At 47.7% G+C, this 18,423-nt stretch carries 14 protein-coding genes and 2 tRNA genes; 1 reads left to right on the forward strand and 15 read right to left on the reverse strand.

The window, feature by feature from the left end:
* Positions 1–242 precede the first annotated feature (242 nt).
* Together nlpI and pnp are read right to left on the reverse strand one after the other, a co-directional pair.
* Entirely contained in the window at positions 243–1,145 is a 903-nt protein-coding gene (nlpI, locus tag SHD_RS17010) for a lipoprotein NlpI (RefSeq protein ID WP_023268269.1), read from the reverse strand.
* Between the two features lie 191 nt (positions 1,146–1,336).
* Positions 1,337–3,436, reverse strand: a complete 2,100-nt coding sequence (gene pnp, locus SHD_RS17015) for a polyribonucleotide nucleotidyltransferase (RefSeq protein ID WP_039978621.1) — start codon at positions 3,434–3,436, stop codon at positions 1,337–1,339.
* 192 nt (positions 3,437–3,628) lie between these two features.
* On the opposite strand from pnp, the gene SHD_RS17020 reads away from it, so the two are divergent.
* Complete coding sequence (locus SHD_RS17020; protein ID WP_023268271.1) at positions 3,629–5,683, forward strand: putative bifunctional diguanylate cyclase/phosphodiesterase; 2,055 nt, start codon at positions 3,629–3,631, stop codon at positions 5,681–5,683.
* 77 nt (positions 5,684–5,760) lie between these two features.
* Here SHD_RS17020 and rpsO read toward each other — a convergent pair whose 3' ends face one another.
* From rpsO to ftsH, 13 genes are all read right to left on the reverse strand, one after another.
* On the reverse strand, positions 5,761–6,030 hold the full coding sequence (rpsO, locus tag SHD_RS17025; RefSeq protein ID WP_011621820.1) for a 30S ribosomal protein S15: 270 nt from the start codon (positions 6,028–6,030) through the stop codon (positions 5,761–5,763).
* Positions 6,031–6,156: 126 nt separating this feature from the next.
* Complete coding sequence (gene truB / locus SHD_RS17030; RefSeq protein ID WP_023268272.1) at positions 6,157–7,110, reverse strand: tRNA pseudouridine(55) synthase TruB; 954 nt, start codon at positions 7,108–7,110, stop codon at positions 6,157–6,159.
* A complete protein-coding gene (rbfA, locus tag SHD_RS17035) occupies positions 7,110–7,550 on the reverse strand; it encodes a 30S ribosome-binding factor RbfA (protein ID WP_023268273.1) in 441 nt (146 codons plus the stop codon). Before rbfA ends, truB begins: the two co-directional genes overlap by 1 nt.
* A 62-nt stretch (positions 7,551–7,612) precedes the next feature.
* Complete coding sequence (gene infB, locus SHD_RS17040) at positions 7,613–10,270, reverse strand: translation initiation factor IF-2 (protein ID WP_023268274.1); 2,658 nt, start codon at positions 10,268–10,270, stop codon at positions 7,613–7,615.
* 25 nt (positions 10,271–10,295) lie between these two features.
* Positions 10,296–11,795 carry a transcription termination factor NusA gene (gene nusA / locus SHD_RS17045; protein ID WP_023268275.1) on the reverse strand — a complete coding sequence of 500 codons (1,500 nt, stop codon included), beginning with the start codon at positions 11,793–11,795 and terminating at the stop codon, positions 10,296–10,298.
* Between the two features lie 29 nt (positions 11,796–11,824).
* Entirely contained in the window at positions 11,825–12,280 is a 456-nt protein-coding gene (rimP, locus tag SHD_RS17050; protein ID WP_039978622.1) for a ribosome maturation factor RimP, read from the reverse strand.
* Positions 12,281–12,449: 169 nt separating this feature from the next.
* A tRNA-Met gene (locus SHD_RS17055) sits at positions 12,450–12,526 on the reverse strand.
* Positions 12,527–12,609: 83 nt separating this feature from the next.
* Positions 12,610–12,696: transfer RNA gene (locus SHD_RS17060), tRNA-Leu, on the reverse strand.
* Positions 12,697–12,707: 11 nt separating this feature from the next.
* The gene (gene secG, locus SHD_RS17065) at positions 12,708–13,040 is read right to left on the reverse strand and encodes a preprotein translocase subunit SecG (protein WP_011716140.1); all 333 of its coding nucleotides are present in this window, start codon (positions 13,038–13,040) and stop codon (positions 12,708–12,710) included.
* 1 nt (position 13,041) lies between these two features.
* Entirely contained in the window at positions 13,042–13,824 is a 783-nt protein-coding gene (gene tpiA, locus SHD_RS17070) for a triose-phosphate isomerase (protein WP_011071430.1), read from the reverse strand.
* A 193-nt stretch (positions 13,825–14,017) separates the two neighbouring features.
* A complete protein-coding gene (glmM, locus tag SHD_RS17075) occupies positions 14,018–15,355 on the reverse strand; it encodes a phosphoglucosamine mutase (RefSeq protein WP_023268278.1) in 1,338 nt (445 codons plus the stop codon).
* 74 nt (positions 15,356–15,429) lie between these two features.
* Positions 15,430–16,263 (reverse strand): dihydropteroate synthase, encoded by an 834-nt coding sequence (gene folP, locus SHD_RS17080; RefSeq protein ID WP_023268279.1) that lies wholly within the window; start codon positions 16,261–16,263, stop codon positions 15,430–15,432.
* A 158-nt stretch (positions 16,264–16,421) separates the two neighbouring features.
* Positions 16,422–18,395, reverse strand: coding sequence for an ATP-dependent zinc metalloprotease FtsH (gene ftsH, locus SHD_RS17085; protein ID WP_039978623.1), 1,974 nt, complete (start codon positions 18,393–18,395; stop codon positions 16,422–16,424).
* Between the last annotated feature and the right edge of the window lie 28 nt (positions 18,396–18,423).

Genomic DNA, 18,423 nt, shown 5'->3' on the forward strand with positions numbered 1-18,423 from the left:
AAGCCTTTAAATTCAGTACGTAGAGATGTGATTGTGGTGTGCAATGAAAGGTGGTTTTAAGCGTTGAAAGGCTGGGCGGCATCAGGGTGCGATATAATCGCGAAGGTGCGACGTTTATCGACCTCTACTTTATTGCCTGACATTTAACCTATGCACTCGTATCGCTAAAAAAGGCGCAAATTATAGCGCCTCAGTGCGTACTTGGCTAGGTAAAGCCCGAGATGAGCCTCGGGCGATATAGCTTATTTTGTACCTTCGAGCAAACCTTTAACTTTTGCTAGCTCGATTCGCGCGTATCTGTGCTCAACAAAGTCATAAATATTGGTCGCAAGGGCCAAACGGAAATAATTCGCCGCCTCTTGGTATTGCTTCTTGGCGATTTCGATTTTGGCGAGGTAGAAATAGGCTTCACATAGACGCTCAGCATATTCTTTCGGATGAGTCAGGCCTAACTTGGCATCGGCAAATACCTGCTCACGACTCTTAGCACCGAGGTAATAATCAACAATCACGGTTGACCAAGCATCGGCTTCCAGCCCCTTGCGGTGCTCTAGTAACTGACGTTTGGCTTCTTCGGCATTATCTTTCGACTGGATGAGGTATAACCACAGAGCGCGGTAACCATCTTTACTATCGCCGGCATAAAATGCCTGCATATCTTTTAAGGCGAGATCGTTCCGATCGCCATAATAAAGCGCGATACCGCGATTTAAGTAGGCATAATCATAGTTTGGTGACAGCTCTAATACACCGTCAAATGCCTCATAGGCGCTATCGTATTCACCTTCTTGGGTGTAATAAATTCCAAGGAAATTATAGGCATCGGCTAAGTCGGGTTGCAGTTTAAGTGCCTGCATAAAATCAATGCGCGCCATTAAGCGTAAACCAACACTGTCGTAAATCACGCCGCGATCGTAATGAAAACGTGCACGCTGCTCGTTGGTTAGCTCAACCGCCGATAAAATCTCATTCAGCTTGGCAAGGGTGACTTCAACTTTATAGTCTGGCATCACGGGGGCGATGACTAACTTGCCTTCAAGGTCATTTTGGTTGTCTAAGGGAGACTTAGTGGTCGCACATCCAGCCAACATCAAGCTGGCACCCGCCAGCACAGCAACAACAGCGGTTCTAATTTTAAGACTCATCCATTTCTACCTTTTTAGATTCCCAACTAACGCAGAAGAATGTTCATGATAGCAATCCCACAACTGGACTGCTATTGAGGAATAGCATTAAACACAACTTTATTAAACCCAAACAAACAAAAAGGAGATCAATTGATCTCCTTTTGGTCAGGTCATGTCGAAACTGACGCCGATAATGTCAATAAAGACGATTACTCAGCAGCAGGTTCTTTCGTCTGTGCTTCTTTGATTGACAGACGTACACGGCCTTGACGATCCACTTCCATAACTTTAACAGTCACTTCTTGGTTTAGTTCAAGGTGGTCAGAGACGTTAGCAACACGCTCATCGCTGATTTGCGAAATGTGCACTAAACCATCTTTACCTGGCAGAATGTTCACAAAGGCACCGAAGTCAACGATACGGATAACTTTACCGTTGTAGATACGACCCACTTCAACTTCTGAAGTGATTTCTTCGATACGACGAATCGCTTCACGGGTTGCATCGCCATTTGACGAAGCAATCTTCACAGTACCGTCATCTTCCAGTTCGATAGTGGTGCCAGTTTCTTCGGTCAGAGCACGAATTACCGCGCCGCCTTTACCGATAACATCACGGATCTTCTCTGGGTTGATCTTGATAGTTGTGATACGTGGAGCGTGGTCAGAGATATCATCACGGTGCGAACCAATCGCTTGGTCCATCACGTTCAGGATATGTACACGTGCGCCGTAGGCTTGTTGCAGTGCAATTTCCATGATTTCTTTGGTGATACCTTCGATCTTGATGTCCATCTGCAGTGCAGTCACACCATCACGAGTACCAGCTACTTTGAAGTCCATATCACCTAAGTGGTCTTCATCACCTAAGATGTCAGACAGAACAACGAAGTCATCGCCTTCTTTCACTAGACCCATAGCGATACCCGCTACAGAAGTCTTGATGGGCACACCCGCATCCATCAGCGCCAGAGAAGTACCACACACTGAAGCCATAGAGCTTGAACCGTTAGATTCTGTGATTTCAGAAACCACGCGAACACTGTATGGAAATTCTTCAGCCGTTGGCATAACCGCGTTGATACCGCGCCATGCTAACTTGCCGTGGCCAATTTCGCGACGCTTAGGTGAACCCACCATACCTGTTTCACCCACAGAGTAAGGAGGGAAGTTGTAGTGCAGCATAAAGCGGCTGGTGCGCTCGCCCATAATGCTATCAATCTTCTGAGCGTCACGCTCAGTACCTAAAGTACAAGTCACCAGTGCTTGAGTTTCGCCACGGGTAAACAGTGCACTACCGTGAGTACGTGGTAATACGCCAGCTAATACGCTTAATGCGCGAACCATGTCTGGCTCACGTCCGTCGATGCGCGGCTCACCACGGATGATGCGACCACGAACCACTTTCTTCTCTAAGCTACCGAGCAGACCGTCAACTTCACGTAAATCCACTTCTGGGTTTGCAGCCAGCAGCGCTTCTTTTGCCGCGGCTTTAACCACTGCAACTTGAGCATAACGCTCTTGCTTTACTTGAATTTGGTACGCTTGTGCTAAACCCGCTTCAGCTAATTCTTTAACTTGAGCAACTAAGGCTTCATTGGCAACTGGTGCAGTCCAATTCCAAGCAGGTTTACCCGCTTCTGCTTTGAATTCTGCAATCGCTTTGATAACCACTTGTTGTTGGTCATGACCATAAACCACAGAGCCTAACATCACTTCTTCTGGTAAGGCTTGAGCTTCTGACTCAACCATCAATACCGCGCTCTCAGTACCAGCAACAACCAAGTTTAATTGGCTGCTTTCTAACTGAGTCACAGTTGGGTTCAGCACGTATTCGCCATTGATGTAACCCACACGTGCCGCGCCTAATGGACCGCTGAATGGGATACCCGAAATGGCAAGCGCAGCCGAAGTACCGATCATCGAAATAATATCCGGCTCGATTTGTGGATCGACAGATACAACAGTGATGATAACTTGAACTTCGTTGGTGAAACCATTAGGGAAAAGAGGACGAATTGGACGGTCGATCAGGCGAGCGATTAATGTCTCATCTTCTGAAGGACGGCCTTCACGCTTAAAGAAACCACCAGGAATTTTACCCGCAGCGTAGCTCTTTTCTTGATAGTTAACAGTCAGAGGAAAGAAGTCACGGCCAGCTTCAGCATCTTTTTTACCAACAACAGTGACTAACACTGTCGTGTCGCCCATGCTAGCTAAAACGGCAGCGTCTGCTTGACGTGCAATGACACCTGTTTCCAGGGTGACTGTATGTTGACCATACTCAAAACTCTTTACAATTGGATTCACGTGACCCATTCCTTAATTAATGACCTTGAATTACGCGCGTAAGTATACTGCAATTAGGAACAATAGATAAAGAGCAGATAATGATGACAAAGTGTTATCTTTTCACTAAAGTGGTTAAATCAACAAAGAGTTATGCTCAATTGTGACAGGACGATTCCCTCTGGTGAAAACAACAATAAAAGGAAGAGCTGAATGACGGGTCGCTTTAAATCCCTAACTTGGAAACAAACTAACCTCGTCGTTTTTACAGCGTTATTTTTTGCTATCGCTATTTTTATTGTTGAAATCGCTCTTGTCGTAATATCCACTAAGCAACAGTTAACTACCACTCAGCAAGAATTACTGGATTCCGTTGAACAACCCGCAGCTAATGCCGTATGGGCATTGGATGATAATCTCGCAAGGCAAACCCTTGAAGGGGCAATAAAAGTTGAGCATGTTGGCTCAGCAGTGATAGAACTCGATGATGGCTCGATGTTTGTTTCAGTTAGCAATAATAAGACGAACAGTTCACAAACCTTTATCAGCCTTAGCAACAAACTTTTCGATGATTTGAAGGAAATTTCGCGCCCCCTATACCGGCCATTTTACTTTGAAGGCACTCAAAAACAGCAACTCATCGGTACTCTCACCATTTTTTATGACACACAAGAACTGACCAACACCCTCTTTAGCCAATTAAGATTCAGCTTTTTTGCTACCTTAGCCCGCGCGCTGTTACTCACCTTAGTGTTATCCGTTGTCTTCCACCGTTTTTTAACCCAACCGATAGCTCGAATAAGTGAAGCGATCGATAAAATTTCCCCCGATTCACCCGATGAAAACCTGCTGCCGATGTCAAATGCCCATAAGGATGACGAGCTTGGCTTGGTGACATCGAAGTTTAATCAAATTCTTATTCAATTCAGCCAGACACAATCCAAATTACGTAAGATGGCAACTCGCGACCCTCTCACTGGCTTGCCAAATAGAACTCTGTTACTTGAAACGATCGCAGTGACAATCCAGCGCTCGCGAGTACATAAACGTAATTTTGCATTAATGTTTATCGACCTAGATCGCTTTAAAAATATCAATGACTCCCTTGGCCACGCGTTGGGCGATCAATTTCTGGCACGCATCGCTCGCATCCTTGAACGCGTCGTCGGTGATAAAGGCACTGTATCGCGCCTTGGCGGTGATGAGTTTGTCATTTTAGCTGACTCAGTTCACTCCCCAGACCAAGCGGCGGACTTTGTCGATAAACTATTAGTACAACTCAATGTGCCTATTCAGTTAAACGAACATGCCATTCACCCTGCGGCATCGATTGGGATTTCTATCTATCCAGAAGATGGCAATAGTGCCGAAGATCTTATCCGCCATGCCGACATCGCAATGTACAGCGCAAAGGCTGCGGGGTCGAATCAATGGGCTTTCTTCAAGCAACAAATGACCGAGCGTGCGGCCGTACGACTGCGTACCGAAGCATCATTGCATGATGCGTTAAAAAATAATGAATTCTTGCTCTACTTTCAGCCAAAGCTGGATTTACAGACGGGTAAAATTACAGCCTGTGAGGCTTTGATCCGTTGGCAAAAAGAGGGTCGCTTAATTAGCCCTATGTCCTTTATCCCTGTGGCGGAAGAAACGGGTATTATTATTCCTATTGGCCGCTGGGTAATCGAGCAGAGCTGCCGCGTATTACGTGAATGGCAGAAAAAATATAACTATGCAATCCCTATTGCCATTAACGTTGCTTCGCAACAATTTGCTGATGCGAGTCTAGTGTCGGATATCAAACAAATGGCGCTGCGCTACCAAGTCCAGCCAGAATTGCTCGAAATTGAAATCACCGAAACATCGTTAATGAATGACATTGAGCTTGCGATAAACAAGTTAGAGCAGCTCAAATCAGCGGGGTTTGGTATTGCCGTCGATGACTTTGGTACCGGCTACTCTTCACTTTCTTATCTGCGCCATCTGCCGATCACTACCATGAAAATTGACCGCTGCTTTGTTTCGGACTTACCGGGAGACAGCGCGATTGCCTCGACCATTTTGATGTTAGGTAAACAATTGAATCTGACGATTGTGGCCGAAGGGATTGAAAACGAGATGCAACTCGACTGGCTTAAACAAAATCAATGTCAAATTGGTCAAGGCTTCTACTTTAGCCAACCGTTACCACAGGCAGAGTTTGAAGCGTTGTATATCGCAAGCCAAACGGCCACAATCAGCGCTATTGATGGATTACGTGGCGCTTAATATCTATATTCAAGCAGCAAATTTGAGGCAATAAAAAAGGAGGCTTAGCCTCCTTTTTTACGTCAGAAAACGCGTGATTAACGACGTAAACCTAACTTTTGGATCAGCTCATTGTAACGCGCTGCTTCAGTACGCTTCAGGTAAGCTAATAACTTACGACGAGCGCTAACCATGCGTAACAGACCACGACGAGAGTGGTGATCGTGGATGTGCTCTTTGAAGTGATCTTGCAAATGGTTGATTTGAGCAGTTAACAGCGCAACTTGAACTTCAGTTGAACCAGTGTCGTTTGCGCCACGGCCAAATTCAGCCAGGATCTTTGCTTTCGCTTCAGTACTTAGTGACATGTGTCTCTCCAAATATAAAATGTGAATCTCTAGCCGATCACTAACTCAGCCAGAGGGCGCGCTATTCTACCCATAAACCTTGGCGCGCGCAATAAATGCGATGGATTAATAACCCAAGATAATCAATTAAGATGCTTTAGCTTGGTCATGTAACACGACTAAACGCTTAGGCGCCAGTAAACCATCTTCATTCATCTCGCCGATACCGACAAAACGACGCTCACTTCCTAAGGTAATCCGCACTAGTGTATCTGCAACGAGCCCTGAGACTCGTACTGCCTGACCTTGCATAAGGTAAGCTGCGCTCGCATCAGGCACATTGACCTCGGGAAAGTCAGCAACCGCCGTATCCATAGGCAGCAACAGCGAGTCCAGCAAGCTGCTTGGGTCAAGCTGCTCCTCCTGCGCCTTAGCGACTAAGGCTTCGAGCTGCTCAAGAGTGACCATTTTGTCGTAGGGATAATGGGCAACTTGAGTACGGCGCAGCATAATCACATGGGCACCACAACCGAGCATCTCACCTAAATCATCGATAATAGTGCGAATATACGTGCCCTTAGAGCAATGAATGTCTAAGGTCAGCTCATCGCCTTCAAGACCAATGAAATTCAGCTCAAAGACTGTGATTGGACGCGCCTCGCGCGGCACTTCAATCCCCTCGCGGGCATACTTATACAAAGGCTGGCCTTGGTATTTCAGCGCCGAATACATTGAGGGCACTTGCAGGGTATCACCACGGAAATGCTCTAAGGCGGACATTAACTGCGCCTCAGTGAACTCAAGCGGGCGAGTCTGCACCACTTCGCCGTCAGAGTCGCTGGTATCAGTGCGCTGTCCTAGTTTTGCAGTGACCAGATAACGTTTATCCGAATCCAGCAAATGCTGCGAAAACTTTGTCGCTTCGCCTAAACACACTGGTAGCATACCCGTTGCCAAGGGATCGAGTGCACCCGTGTGCCCCGCTTTGTTGGCATTAAAAAAGCGCTTTACCCGCTGTAATGCAAAGTTGGAGCTCATGCCAGTGGCCTTATCCAACAACACAATACCGTCGATAAAGCGGCCCTTCGAACGTCTCGCCATTACGCTTTACCTTCGGTGTCATCGGCTTCGTCGATGTCACTGTCTGTTACATCGTCGGCGCTACCAAACTGCTGTTGTTTCGCTTTATCGCTGTTGATGACTTGGCTGACGAGGTTAGACATACGCATACCTTCAACCAATGAGCTGTCATACACAAAACGGATTTCAGGCATGACTCTCAGCTTCATACGACCCGCCACTAAAGTACGGATATAAGGAGCGGCAGCAATCAGCGCGTTCAGCTTTTCTTGCACCACATCTTTGTCTTCTTCAAAGAAGGTGACAAAAACTTTGGCGTAACTTAAATCGCGGGACACATCGACATCATTAACGGTTACAAAGCCAATACGGGGATCTTTCATGTCGCGTTGTAACACAACAGCCAGCTCTTGCTGCAACTGCTGGGCTATGCGACGTGTACGACTGAATTCTTTTGCCATAATAGAGTTACCATAGCTAATGTATTAAATTGAAAGGGCGGCTAATGCCGCCCTCTTTATCGTTACAGTGTACGTGCCACTTCGACGGTTTCGAATACTTCGATTTGGTCACCCACGCGGACATCGTTGTAGTTCTTAACACCGATACCACATTCCATGCCGTTGCGAACTTCGTTAACGTCGTCTTTAAAGCGACGTAGCGATTCGAGTTCACCTTCGAAGATCACCACGTTATCACGCAGTACGCGGATTGGTGCGCTGCGCTTGATGGTACCTTCAGTCACCATACAACCGGCAATTGCGCCCAGTTTTGGTGACTTGAACACGTCACGAACTTCAGCCAGACCGATAATCTGTTGCTTGAATTCTGGTGACAACATACCCGTCATCGCCGCTTTCACTTCATCAATCAGATTATAGATAACGCTGTAGTAACGCAGGTCAACACTTTCGCTTTCGATAGTCTTACGCGCCTGTGCATCGGCACGGACGTTAAAACCAACCATGATCGCGTTAGAAGCTGCAGCTAAGGTCGCGTCGGTTTCGGTCAGAGCACCCACACCGCGAGCGATGATGTTCACTTTCACTTCGTCGGTAGACAGACCCATTAAGGAGTCGGTAATCGCTTCGAGTGAACCTTGAACGTCTGCCTTCAGAACGATGTTCAGTTCCTTCACTTCGCCTTCGGTCATGTTCGCGAACATGTTTTCCAGCTTAGACTTCTGCTGACGTGCTAATTTCACGTCACGGAACTTACCTTGACGGTACAGTGCTACTTCACGGGCTTTACGCTCGTCGCGAACCACAGTTGCTTCATCACCGGCTGATGGCACACCTGACAGACCTAAGATCTCAACAGGGATAGATGGGCCCGCTTCAGTGATTGAACGGCCATTCTCGTCTTTCATCGCACGGATTTTACCGTACTCTAAACCACACAGAACGATGTCGCCTTGGCGCAGTGTGCCTTCTTGAACCAGAATCGTTGCCACAGGGCCACGACCTTTGTCCAGTTGTGATTCGATAACCACACCTGCCGCCATGCCGTCACGTACCGCTTTAAGCTCTAATACTTCAGCTTGCAGCAAAATGCCTTCGAGTAGGTCATCAACGCCAGCACCTGTCTTCGCAGATACGAAGGCGAACATGTTGTCACCGCCCCACTCTTCAGACATAACGCCGTGTTGCGCTAATTCGCTCTTCACACGGTCGATATCGGCTTCTGGTTTGTCCATCTTGTTGACGGCAACAATCAATGGCACGTTACCCGCTTTAGCGTGTTGAATCGCTTCGATGGTTTGTGGCATTACGCCGTCATCGGCAGCAACAACCAGTACAACGATGTCCGTCGCTTTAGCACCACGGGCACGCATTGCGGTAAACGCGGCGTGACCTGGAGTGTCTAAGAAGGTGATCATGCCGTTTTCGGTCTCAACATGGTATGCACCGATATGTTGAGTAATACCACCTGCCTCACCCGCAGCGACTTTCGCGCGGCGGATATAGTCAAGCAGAGACGTTTTACCGTGGTCAACGTGACCCATAATGGTCACAACTGGCGCACGAGGCTCAAGTTTAACGCCACCGTCTTCATCACGCTCAGACAGCACTTGTTGCTCTAATTCGTTTTCACGGATCAGTACCACTTTGTGGCCCATTTCTTCAGCTACTAACTGGGCGGTTTCTTGATCTAACACTTGGTTGATCGTCACCATTGAACCCATCTTCATCATTTGTTTGATGATTTCAGTCGCTTTAACCGCCATTAAGTGGGCAAGTTCTGCCACAGTAACGGTTTCGCCGATACGCACATCACGGGTCACGGCAGCAACAGGCTTGTTAAAGCCGTGCGCCATTGATTCTGGCGCAGTGCTGCGGTTACGCATGTGTTTTTCGCGACCGTCACGGGCATCTTTACCACCACGTTTAGTCTTGGCGGTATTTTTGTTACGTGCACGACGACCACGTTTTTCTTCATCCATATCCGATGAATCTTCAGCAGCACGGGCCACTTTAGAGGTCGTGATATGGTGATCGCTGTAACGTTCAGCCTCTTTACGTTGACGCTCTTCTTCGTCCCAACGCTTAGAGTTTTCTTCCGCTAACAGACGCGCTTTTTCAGCTGCTTTAGCCGCTTCTTCATCTTGCTTACGCTTGGCGGCCTCGGCTTGTGCGGCTTTTAAACGCTCAGCTTCTAAACGAGCTGCTTCAACTTCTGGTGAAGCGTCTTTAGTCACTTTAGCATCAGCTGCGGCTTTCGCTTTTGCCTTGGCTTCTGCTTCGGCTTTTGCCTTGGCTTCGGCTTCAACTTTCGCCTTAGCTTCGGCTTCCGCTTTTGCCTTGGCTTCGGCTTCGGCTTTCGCCTTAGCTTCTGCTTCGGCTTTTGCCTTCGCTTCTTCTTCAGCTTTTAGAACCGCTTCGCTCACGTCACGTTTTACGAAAGTACGGGTTTTACGCACTTCCACTTTGACGTCTTTAGATTGACCACCATTACCGGCCACACTCAGGGTCGATACGGTTTTACGTTGCAGTGTCATTTTAGTCGGTGCGCTTTCGCCGCCATGCTGCTTCTTCAGATAATCCAGTAACTGTTGCTTCTCAGCTTCAGACACGTTATCAGTTTGGCCTTTCTTAATTCCGGCCTGAGAGAATTGCTCAATCAGACGTTCAACACTTTTACCCACTTCCGTGGCCAATTTCTCTACGGTAGTATCTGCCATCAGTTAAATCCCCCTGTTGATCGACTTATGCTTCTTCGCCAAACCAACAGATGTTGCGGGCAGCCATGATCAGCGCACCTGCTTTTTCTTCTGTCAATTCTTCAATTTCGATCAAATCATCAATGCCTTGTTCAGCCAAGTCTTCTAGAGTCACGATACCTTTGCTTGCTAAAACATAGGCTAAGTGTCTTTCAACACCTTCAAGTGCTAATAACTCTTCACTTGGCTCCACACCATCTAGTGCTTCTTCAGAGGCGAGAGCTCGAGTTGAGATCGCCGCTTTTGCACGCTCACGTAATGCTTCAACAATATCTTCATCGAAGCCATCAATTGCTAATAATTCAGATACAGGTACGTAAGCTACTTCTTCGAGAGAAGTAAAGCCTTCGTCAGCCAGTACTTGAGCAAAATCTTCATCTACATCCAGTGCGTTCATGAATAAGCTCTTCACCTTAGCGCTCTCGGCTTGGTGCTTCTTGTTCATGTCTTCCACTGTCATCACGTTCAGTTCCCAACCAGTCAGTTGAGTCGCTAAACGGACGTTTTGACCGTTACGGCCGATGGCTTGCGCCAGACTTTCCGCTTCAACGGCGATATCCATTGAGTGGTTGTCTTCATCAACGATGATAGAAGCCACATCGGCAGGCGCCATTGCGTTGATCACATATTGTGCTGGATTATCATCCCACAACACGATATCGACACGCTCGCCACCAAGTTCATTCGATACCGCTTGGACGCGTGCGCCACGCATACCCACGCAAGCACCGATTGGGTCGATACGACGGTCGTTTGATTTCACGGCGATCTTAGCGCGTGCACCTGGGTCACGGGCGGCGCCCATCACTTCAATAAGCTCATCGGCAATTTCCGGTACTTCAACACGGAACAGCTCAATCAGCATGTCTGGCTTAGTGCGAGTTAAGAATAACTGCGCGCCGCGTGCCTCAGGACGTACTGAATACAGCAGAGCACGTACGCGGTCACCAGGACGGAAAGATTCGCGTGAAATTAAATCTTCACGGAACAATACGCCATCAGCGTTGTTACCTAAGTCAACTACCACGCTTTCACGAGTCGCTTTTTTCACCACACCAGTGATCAGCTCGCCTTCTTTATCTTGGAACTGTTCAACCACTTGTGCACGCTCTGCTTCACGCACTTTTTGTACGATCACTTGCTTAGCGGTTTGAGTAGTAATACGGTCAAAGGCAACAGATTCGATCTGATCTTCGATGTAATCCCCTGGTTGGATTTCTGGGTTTTCAAAACGCGCAGCTTCCAAGGTGATTTCGCGATATGGGTTTTCTAACGCAACACCGTTATCGTCGATAACCATCCAGCGGCGGAAAGTTTCATAGGCGCCGGTTTTACGGTCGATAGAAACACGAACGTCGATATCGCCTTCGTATTTTTTCTTGGTCGCAGTTGCCAGCGCAGTTTCTAGCGCTTCAAAAATTTTCTCGCGTGGAACGGCCTTTTCATTTGAAACCGCCTCAGCGACTAGCAGAATCTCTTTATTCATTTCGTCTTGCCTCGTTCACCTTGAAACCATCAAAACTTAGCGATGATGTTGCCTTTACGGATATTATCCAAGGCGACAACCAGCTCTTTACCATTCACATTAAGTGACAGCATTTGGCCGTCAACCTGTGTAATGGCGCCTTTTAAATTACGACTGCCCGCAACGGGCATAGTCAATTGAAGCTTGACATCCTCACCGACGTAGGCCGCATATTGTTCAGCATTAAACAGCGGTCTATCTACTCCTGGTGAAGAAACCTCTAAGGTATATTCGGTTGAAATAGGGTCTTCAACATCGAGTACAGCGCTGACTTGGCGACTTACGTTGGCACAATCTTCGATATTGATACCATTCTCACCATCAATGAACACGCGCAGGATTGAATGTTTACCCGCTTGTACATATTCAATGCCCCAAAGTTGGAAGCCTAATGCCTCCACAGGCACTTTGAGCATGTCTGCCAGTCTGGATTCTAATGTTGCCAAAATTGACCCCCGGAAAAAACAAAAAAGGGCTTAATAGCCCTAGTAAAGCGTCGTATTGGATACGACAAATTTAAAAGTCCAGATAACAAAAAACCCCGTAATAACGAGGTTTTTAGCTTTAAGAACCTGTAAACCATAACGAATTTAAATCTTATTCGTTACTAGGAGCTGGTTGCGGGGGCCGGATTTGAACCGACGACCTTCGGGTTATGAGCCCGACGAGCTACCAAGCTGCTCCACCCCGCGTCAACTGTGTGCAAGTATATTGACTATCGTCTTTGCTTGCAATAACTAAGTCAGCGCTTACTTCGTCTCACTTAGCTATATTATGGTGCCGAGAGCGGGACTTGAACCCGCACGTCCGTTAGGACACAGCCACCTCAAGGCTGCGCGTCTACCAATTTCACCACCTCGGCGACACCTTTTACTAGTCAGGAATTTTGGTTTCTGACTTTTCGGTTGCTTGATCAACTGGTTGAGTTACCTGTTCATCAGCACCTAAATTTTTCCATGCATCTTCATTTTTTGCGTGGTTTGCACTTAAGTTGCCAATCAGCAGACTTAAGGTGAAAAACGCAATGGCCAGAATCGCCGTTGTACGTGTCAGGAAGTTACCTGAACCGCTTGAACCGAATAAGGTACCTGATGCACCGGCGCCAAACGAGGCCCCCATGTCAGCTCCTTTGCCTTGCTGGATTAAGATCAGGCCAATTAAACCTAATGCAACCAACAAGTAAACAACCACTAAAACTTCATACATATTATGCGCTCATCGCTATGGTACACAGACTTAAAAACTCGGTAGAGTTTAAACTGGCACCGCCAATCAGTCCACCATCAACATCAGGTTGGGCAAATAAATCTGCCGCATTACTCGGTGTCACACTGCCACCGTACAAAATCCTGATATTTTCTCCGATAAACGGAGACACTTCAGAGAGGCGTTTGCGTATAAACGCATGTACTTCTTGTGCCTGCTCTGGTGTCGCGCTCTTACCAGTCCCTACAGCCCATAATGGCTCGTAAGCGATAATGGCGTTATCAAAAGCCATAGTGCCATTTTTCTGGATCACTATATCCAATTCTTCCGCAATCACCTCGAAGGTACGTCTTGCTTCACGTGCTGGACCCGACTCACCCACACATAAGATTGGGGTTAAACCGTGCTTTTGTGCAGCGGCGAATTTCTCCGCTACGATATTACTCGTCTCTCCGTACATACGGCGACGTTCTGAATGTCCGATAATGACATATCGACATCCGCAATCTTTAAGCATCTGGCCCGAAACTTCTCCGGTATAAGCGCCAAAGTCATGTTGACTTAAATTCTGAGCGCCCATCCTAACAAGTGAACCGTCTAACGCTTCCTTGTTTGCTTCTAGCAGTTGCCTGACGCTTTCTAGATAGATAGAAGGCGGGCATAAAACCACTTCAGCTGAATCATTTTGGAGCTTTGAGGCAAATTTCTTGAACAACTCTTGGGCTAATGCCGCACTGCCGTTCATCTTCCAATTGCCAGCTACCATAGGACGTCTGAGTGCCATCACTGTCTCCTCTGAAAGCGGCGTGAATAATAGCGAACCACTTATTAAGTTACAATAGCTAAATTCGAAATTTTTCAGATATTAGGTTGGAATGCTTACTTTTTACACGCCAAACCCTATTCTTGCTCATTAATGCAGCTAACACCTTCATTTTTAATCGGTATCAGCTGCACTCAACGAAAGATTAACTTGATTAGCTCGCTGATTTTACCGCATCTGCAATTAAATTGGCGTGCGCTAACACTGTATTGTGATCATCGCCTTCAACCATCACACGAATTAACGGTTCAGTACCGGATTTACGTAGCAATACGCGACCTCGGGCACCTAGTTGTGACTCAACCTGAGCCTGAGCGGCTTTAACTTTATCTGAGCTTAATGGGTCGTGTTCCCCCTCAAAGCGCACATTAACTAACACCTGTGGCAACATCTCCATCGGGGCAGTGAGTTGCTCTAGTGTGGCATTTTGTCGACGCATTGCCGCCAGCACTAAGATACCCGCCACGATACCATCTCCCGTTGTGCCATGGTCGAGGTTAAGGATATGGCCCGAGTTTTCACCGCCAATGCGCCAATCGAGTTCTTTCAGTAACTCCATCACATAACGGTCACCCACTTTAGAGCGGGCAAAGGGAATATCTAAGGCCTGCAAGGCTAAATCGAGACCTAAGTTAGACATTAGCGTACCGACAACGCCACCACGCAGCACGCCACGGGCTTTAGCATCACAGGCCAGAATATAGAGAATTTGGTCGCCATCGATGACCTCTCCGCGACTGTTGACCATCATGATACGGTCGCCGTCACCATCAAGCGCAATCCCTAAATCGGCGCCTTCGGTCAATACGGTTTCGCAAATTTTCGCCATGGACGTGGCGCCCACTTTGTCATTGATGTTGACGCCATTGGGCTTATCACCAATGGTAATCACCTCAGCGCCTAACTCACGAAATACCGCAGGAGCAATGTGATAGGTCGCACCGTGAGCACAGTCCACCACAATTTTTAGCCCTGTGAGGGTTTGATCCGCTGGGAAGTTGCCCTTGCAATACTCGATATAACGACCACGCGCATCTTCAATACGTGACACTTTGCCCAATAGATGTGACTCAACACACTCTAAGGGCTTTTCTAATTCGGCTTCAATTTCCAGCTCTAGGTTATCATCCAGCTTGCTGCCATCGGTTGAGAAAAACTTAATACCGTTATCGTAATAAGGATTATGGGATGCACTGATCACCACCCCCGCTTCGGCGCGGAAAGTGCGAGTGAGGTATGCCACAGCAGGTGTTGGCATTGGCCCCATCAACATCACGTTGAGGCCGGCTGCAGAAAGACCCGCCTCTAAAGCTGACTCAAACATATAACCCGAAATACGGGTATCTTTACCAATAATCACTTTTTTGGTGCCGCTGCGGGATAACACCCGCCCTGCTGCCCAACCCAACTTTAATGCCAGCTCGGGAGTCATCTGGCCTGAACCTACCTTGCCACGAATACCATCGGTTCCAAAAAATTTACGTTCGCTCATATTGCCCCACAAACTTCAATGTGTCCCTTCGGTTGGGATCATAATATTAATGAAATACTTAACAAAAATAGCCTTTATAGATATGCCTGTGTCGCTTGTAACACTTTCAGCATATCGACAGTTTCAGGGACATCATGGACACGAATGATATGTGCCCCTTTCTGGGCCGCTATCATGGCGCCAGCAAGGCTCCCCGCTAGACGCTCAGAGGTCGGTCTAGCAAGGAGGTTTCCTATCATGCTCTTACGGGATAAACCTATCAATATCGGCAGATCAAACTGCTCAAAACGCTCTAACTTCGCTAGCAGTTCATAGTTATGCTCTAAGGTTTTACCAAAGCCAAAACCTGGGTCGATTAGCAATCGCTCCCGCGGGATCCCCGCCTCGATGCAGGCTTGAATACGCTCAGTCAAAAATTGAGACACATCAGCAACAAGGTCTTGATATTCAGGCGCCGTTTGCATAGTGCGCGGCGCGCCCTGCATATGCATCAAACAGATGGGTACATTCAGTTGTGCCGCGGTCTCTAAAGCCCCAGGCTCTAATAATGCGCGGACATCGTTGATTAAATGCGCACCGGCATTCACCGCTTGTCGCATCACTTCCGGTTTACTGGTATCGACCGAAATCCACACATCATGGTGTTTCGCGACATATTCCACCAAAGGGATCACCCGTGCGAGTTCATCTTGCACCGACACATCGGCCGCGCCCGGTCTTGTCGACTCGCCACCGATGTCGATGATAAGCGCCCCTTGGGCGACCATCTCATCGGCATGTTGGCAAGCTAATTCAAAGGAAGAGAACTTTCCACCGTCGGAAAAAGAATCGGGAGTAACATTCAAAATACCCATCACGACGGGCGAAGCTAAGGATAAGCGTTTGGTTCCAGCAATTAATTCAAACACGCATTGACTCCATTTGGGACAGCTTGCTAGCGCGTTTCATCCGTTTTCTGCGCGGTTCACTCATGTGACTGATTTATATTGAATGACAGCGCAGTCAATTTTCTAGCAAGATAAAACAAGAAAACCCCTTAACGGGGTTCTCTTTCAATTAACAACCGCTACTTAACGGGTGACTCATCGGCATCTTTCAGCTCTGCCTCAACGGGAGCAGTTTTTACCACTTCGTCGACTTTAACGGCAGGTTCACCTTTGCCATTGCCTTTGTCGTTTGAACCATTGTCATCCGCTTGCCAATCGGCAGGCTGACGCACTTCACGACGGTTCATTAAATCGTCAATTTGCAGTGAATCAATGGTCTCATACTTCATCAGCGCGTCTTTCATCGAATGCAGAATATCGATGTTATCCAGCAGGATTTGCTTAGCTCGGCCATAGTTCTTATCAATAAAGGCTTTCACCTCGGCATCGATAAGCGTCGCGGTTTCATCGGACATCGCCTTGGCTTTACCCATGCTACGACCTAAGAACACTTCACCTTCTTCCTCGGCATAGAGTAATGGACCGAGTTTGTCGGAGAAGCCCCATTGGGTCACCATGTTACGGGCAATCGATGTCGCGTACTTAATGTCTTGCGAAGCGCCTGTAGACACTTTTTCGCTGCCGTAGATCAGCTCTTCGGCTAAACGACCACCGTAGGCAACCGAAATCTGGCTTTCTAACTTACGACGGCTTTGGCTAATCGCATCGGCCTCAGGTAAGAAGAAGGTCACACCTAACGCACGACCACGCGGGATAATGGTGACTTTGTGCACAGGGTCATGCTCTGGCACTAAACAGCCCACAATCGCGTGGCCCGCTTCGTGGTATGCCGTCATTTCTTTCTCGGCTTCCGACATCACCATAGAGCGGCGCTCAGCACCCATCATGATCTTGTCTTTTGCACGCTCGAATTCTTCCATACCGACAACACGGCGGTTACCACGCGCCGCAAACAGAGCCGCTTCGTTAACTAAGTTAGCTAAATCAGCACCAGAGAAACCTGGCGTACCACGGGCAATAACGCTGGCTTTGACATCTTCAGAAAGTGGCACTTTACGCATATGCACTTTAAGGATTTGCTCACGACCGCGAACGTCCGGTAGACCCACAACCACTTGACGGTCAAAACGACCTGGACGCAGCAGCGCAGAGTCCAATACGTCTGGGCGGTTGGTCGCCGCAATCACGATAATCCCTTCGTTACCTTCGAAGCCGTCCATCTCAACCAGCATTTGGTTAAGGGTTTGCTCACGCTCATCGTGACCACCACCTAAGCCTGCGCCACGTTGGCGACCTACGGCATCGATTTCGTCGATAAAGATGATACATGGCGCAGATTTTTTCGCCTGTTCAAACATGTCACGCACACGAGATGCACCGACACCGACGAACATTTCTACGAAGTCAGAACCTGAAATGGTAAAGAAAGGTACCTTTGACTCGCCCGCAATCGCTTTAGCCAGTAGAGTTTTACCAGTACCTGGTGGGCCAACCATGAGCACGCCCGTTGGAATACGGCCACCCAGTTTTTGGAATTTGGTTGGATCACGCAGATAATCGACCAGCTCTTTCACTTCTTCTTTGGCTTCATCACAGCCTGCAACGTCAGCAAAAGTGGTCTTGATTTGGTCTTCGCTCATCAGCTTGGCTTTGCTCTTGCCAAAGGACATAGCGCCTTTGCCACCGCCCCCCTGCATCTGGCGCATAAAGAAAATCCATACCCCAATCAGCAATAACATCGGGAACCAAGAAATAAAGATCTGGGTTAAGAAACCCGATTCTTCGGCTTCTTGGCCTTTCATGGTGATGCCTTTACGGTCAAGATCATTAATTAAATCTTGGTCATACAGTGGCATGATGGTCGTGAATTTTTCGCCCGTGCGCTTAGAACCTTCGATAGTACGTTGGTCACTTTTCACTTCAACACTGGCGACTTGTCCATCACGAACATTGTCTAGGAAAGTAGAATAATCCATCTTCTGCGATGACGAAGAAGAGGGGGAGTAACCCTGAAACACTGACATCAGCACGACGGCGATGACAACCCAGAGTATTAGATTTTTTGCCATGTCACTCAAATTACTAGACCTCATAAAGTCTTGCGATGATTAACGCTAGGGT

This window comes from Shewanella decolorationis S12, assembly GCF_000485795.1.
Taxonomy (GTDB): Bacteria; Pseudomonadota; Gammaproteobacteria; order Enterobacterales; family Shewanellaceae; genus Shewanella; species Shewanella decolorationis.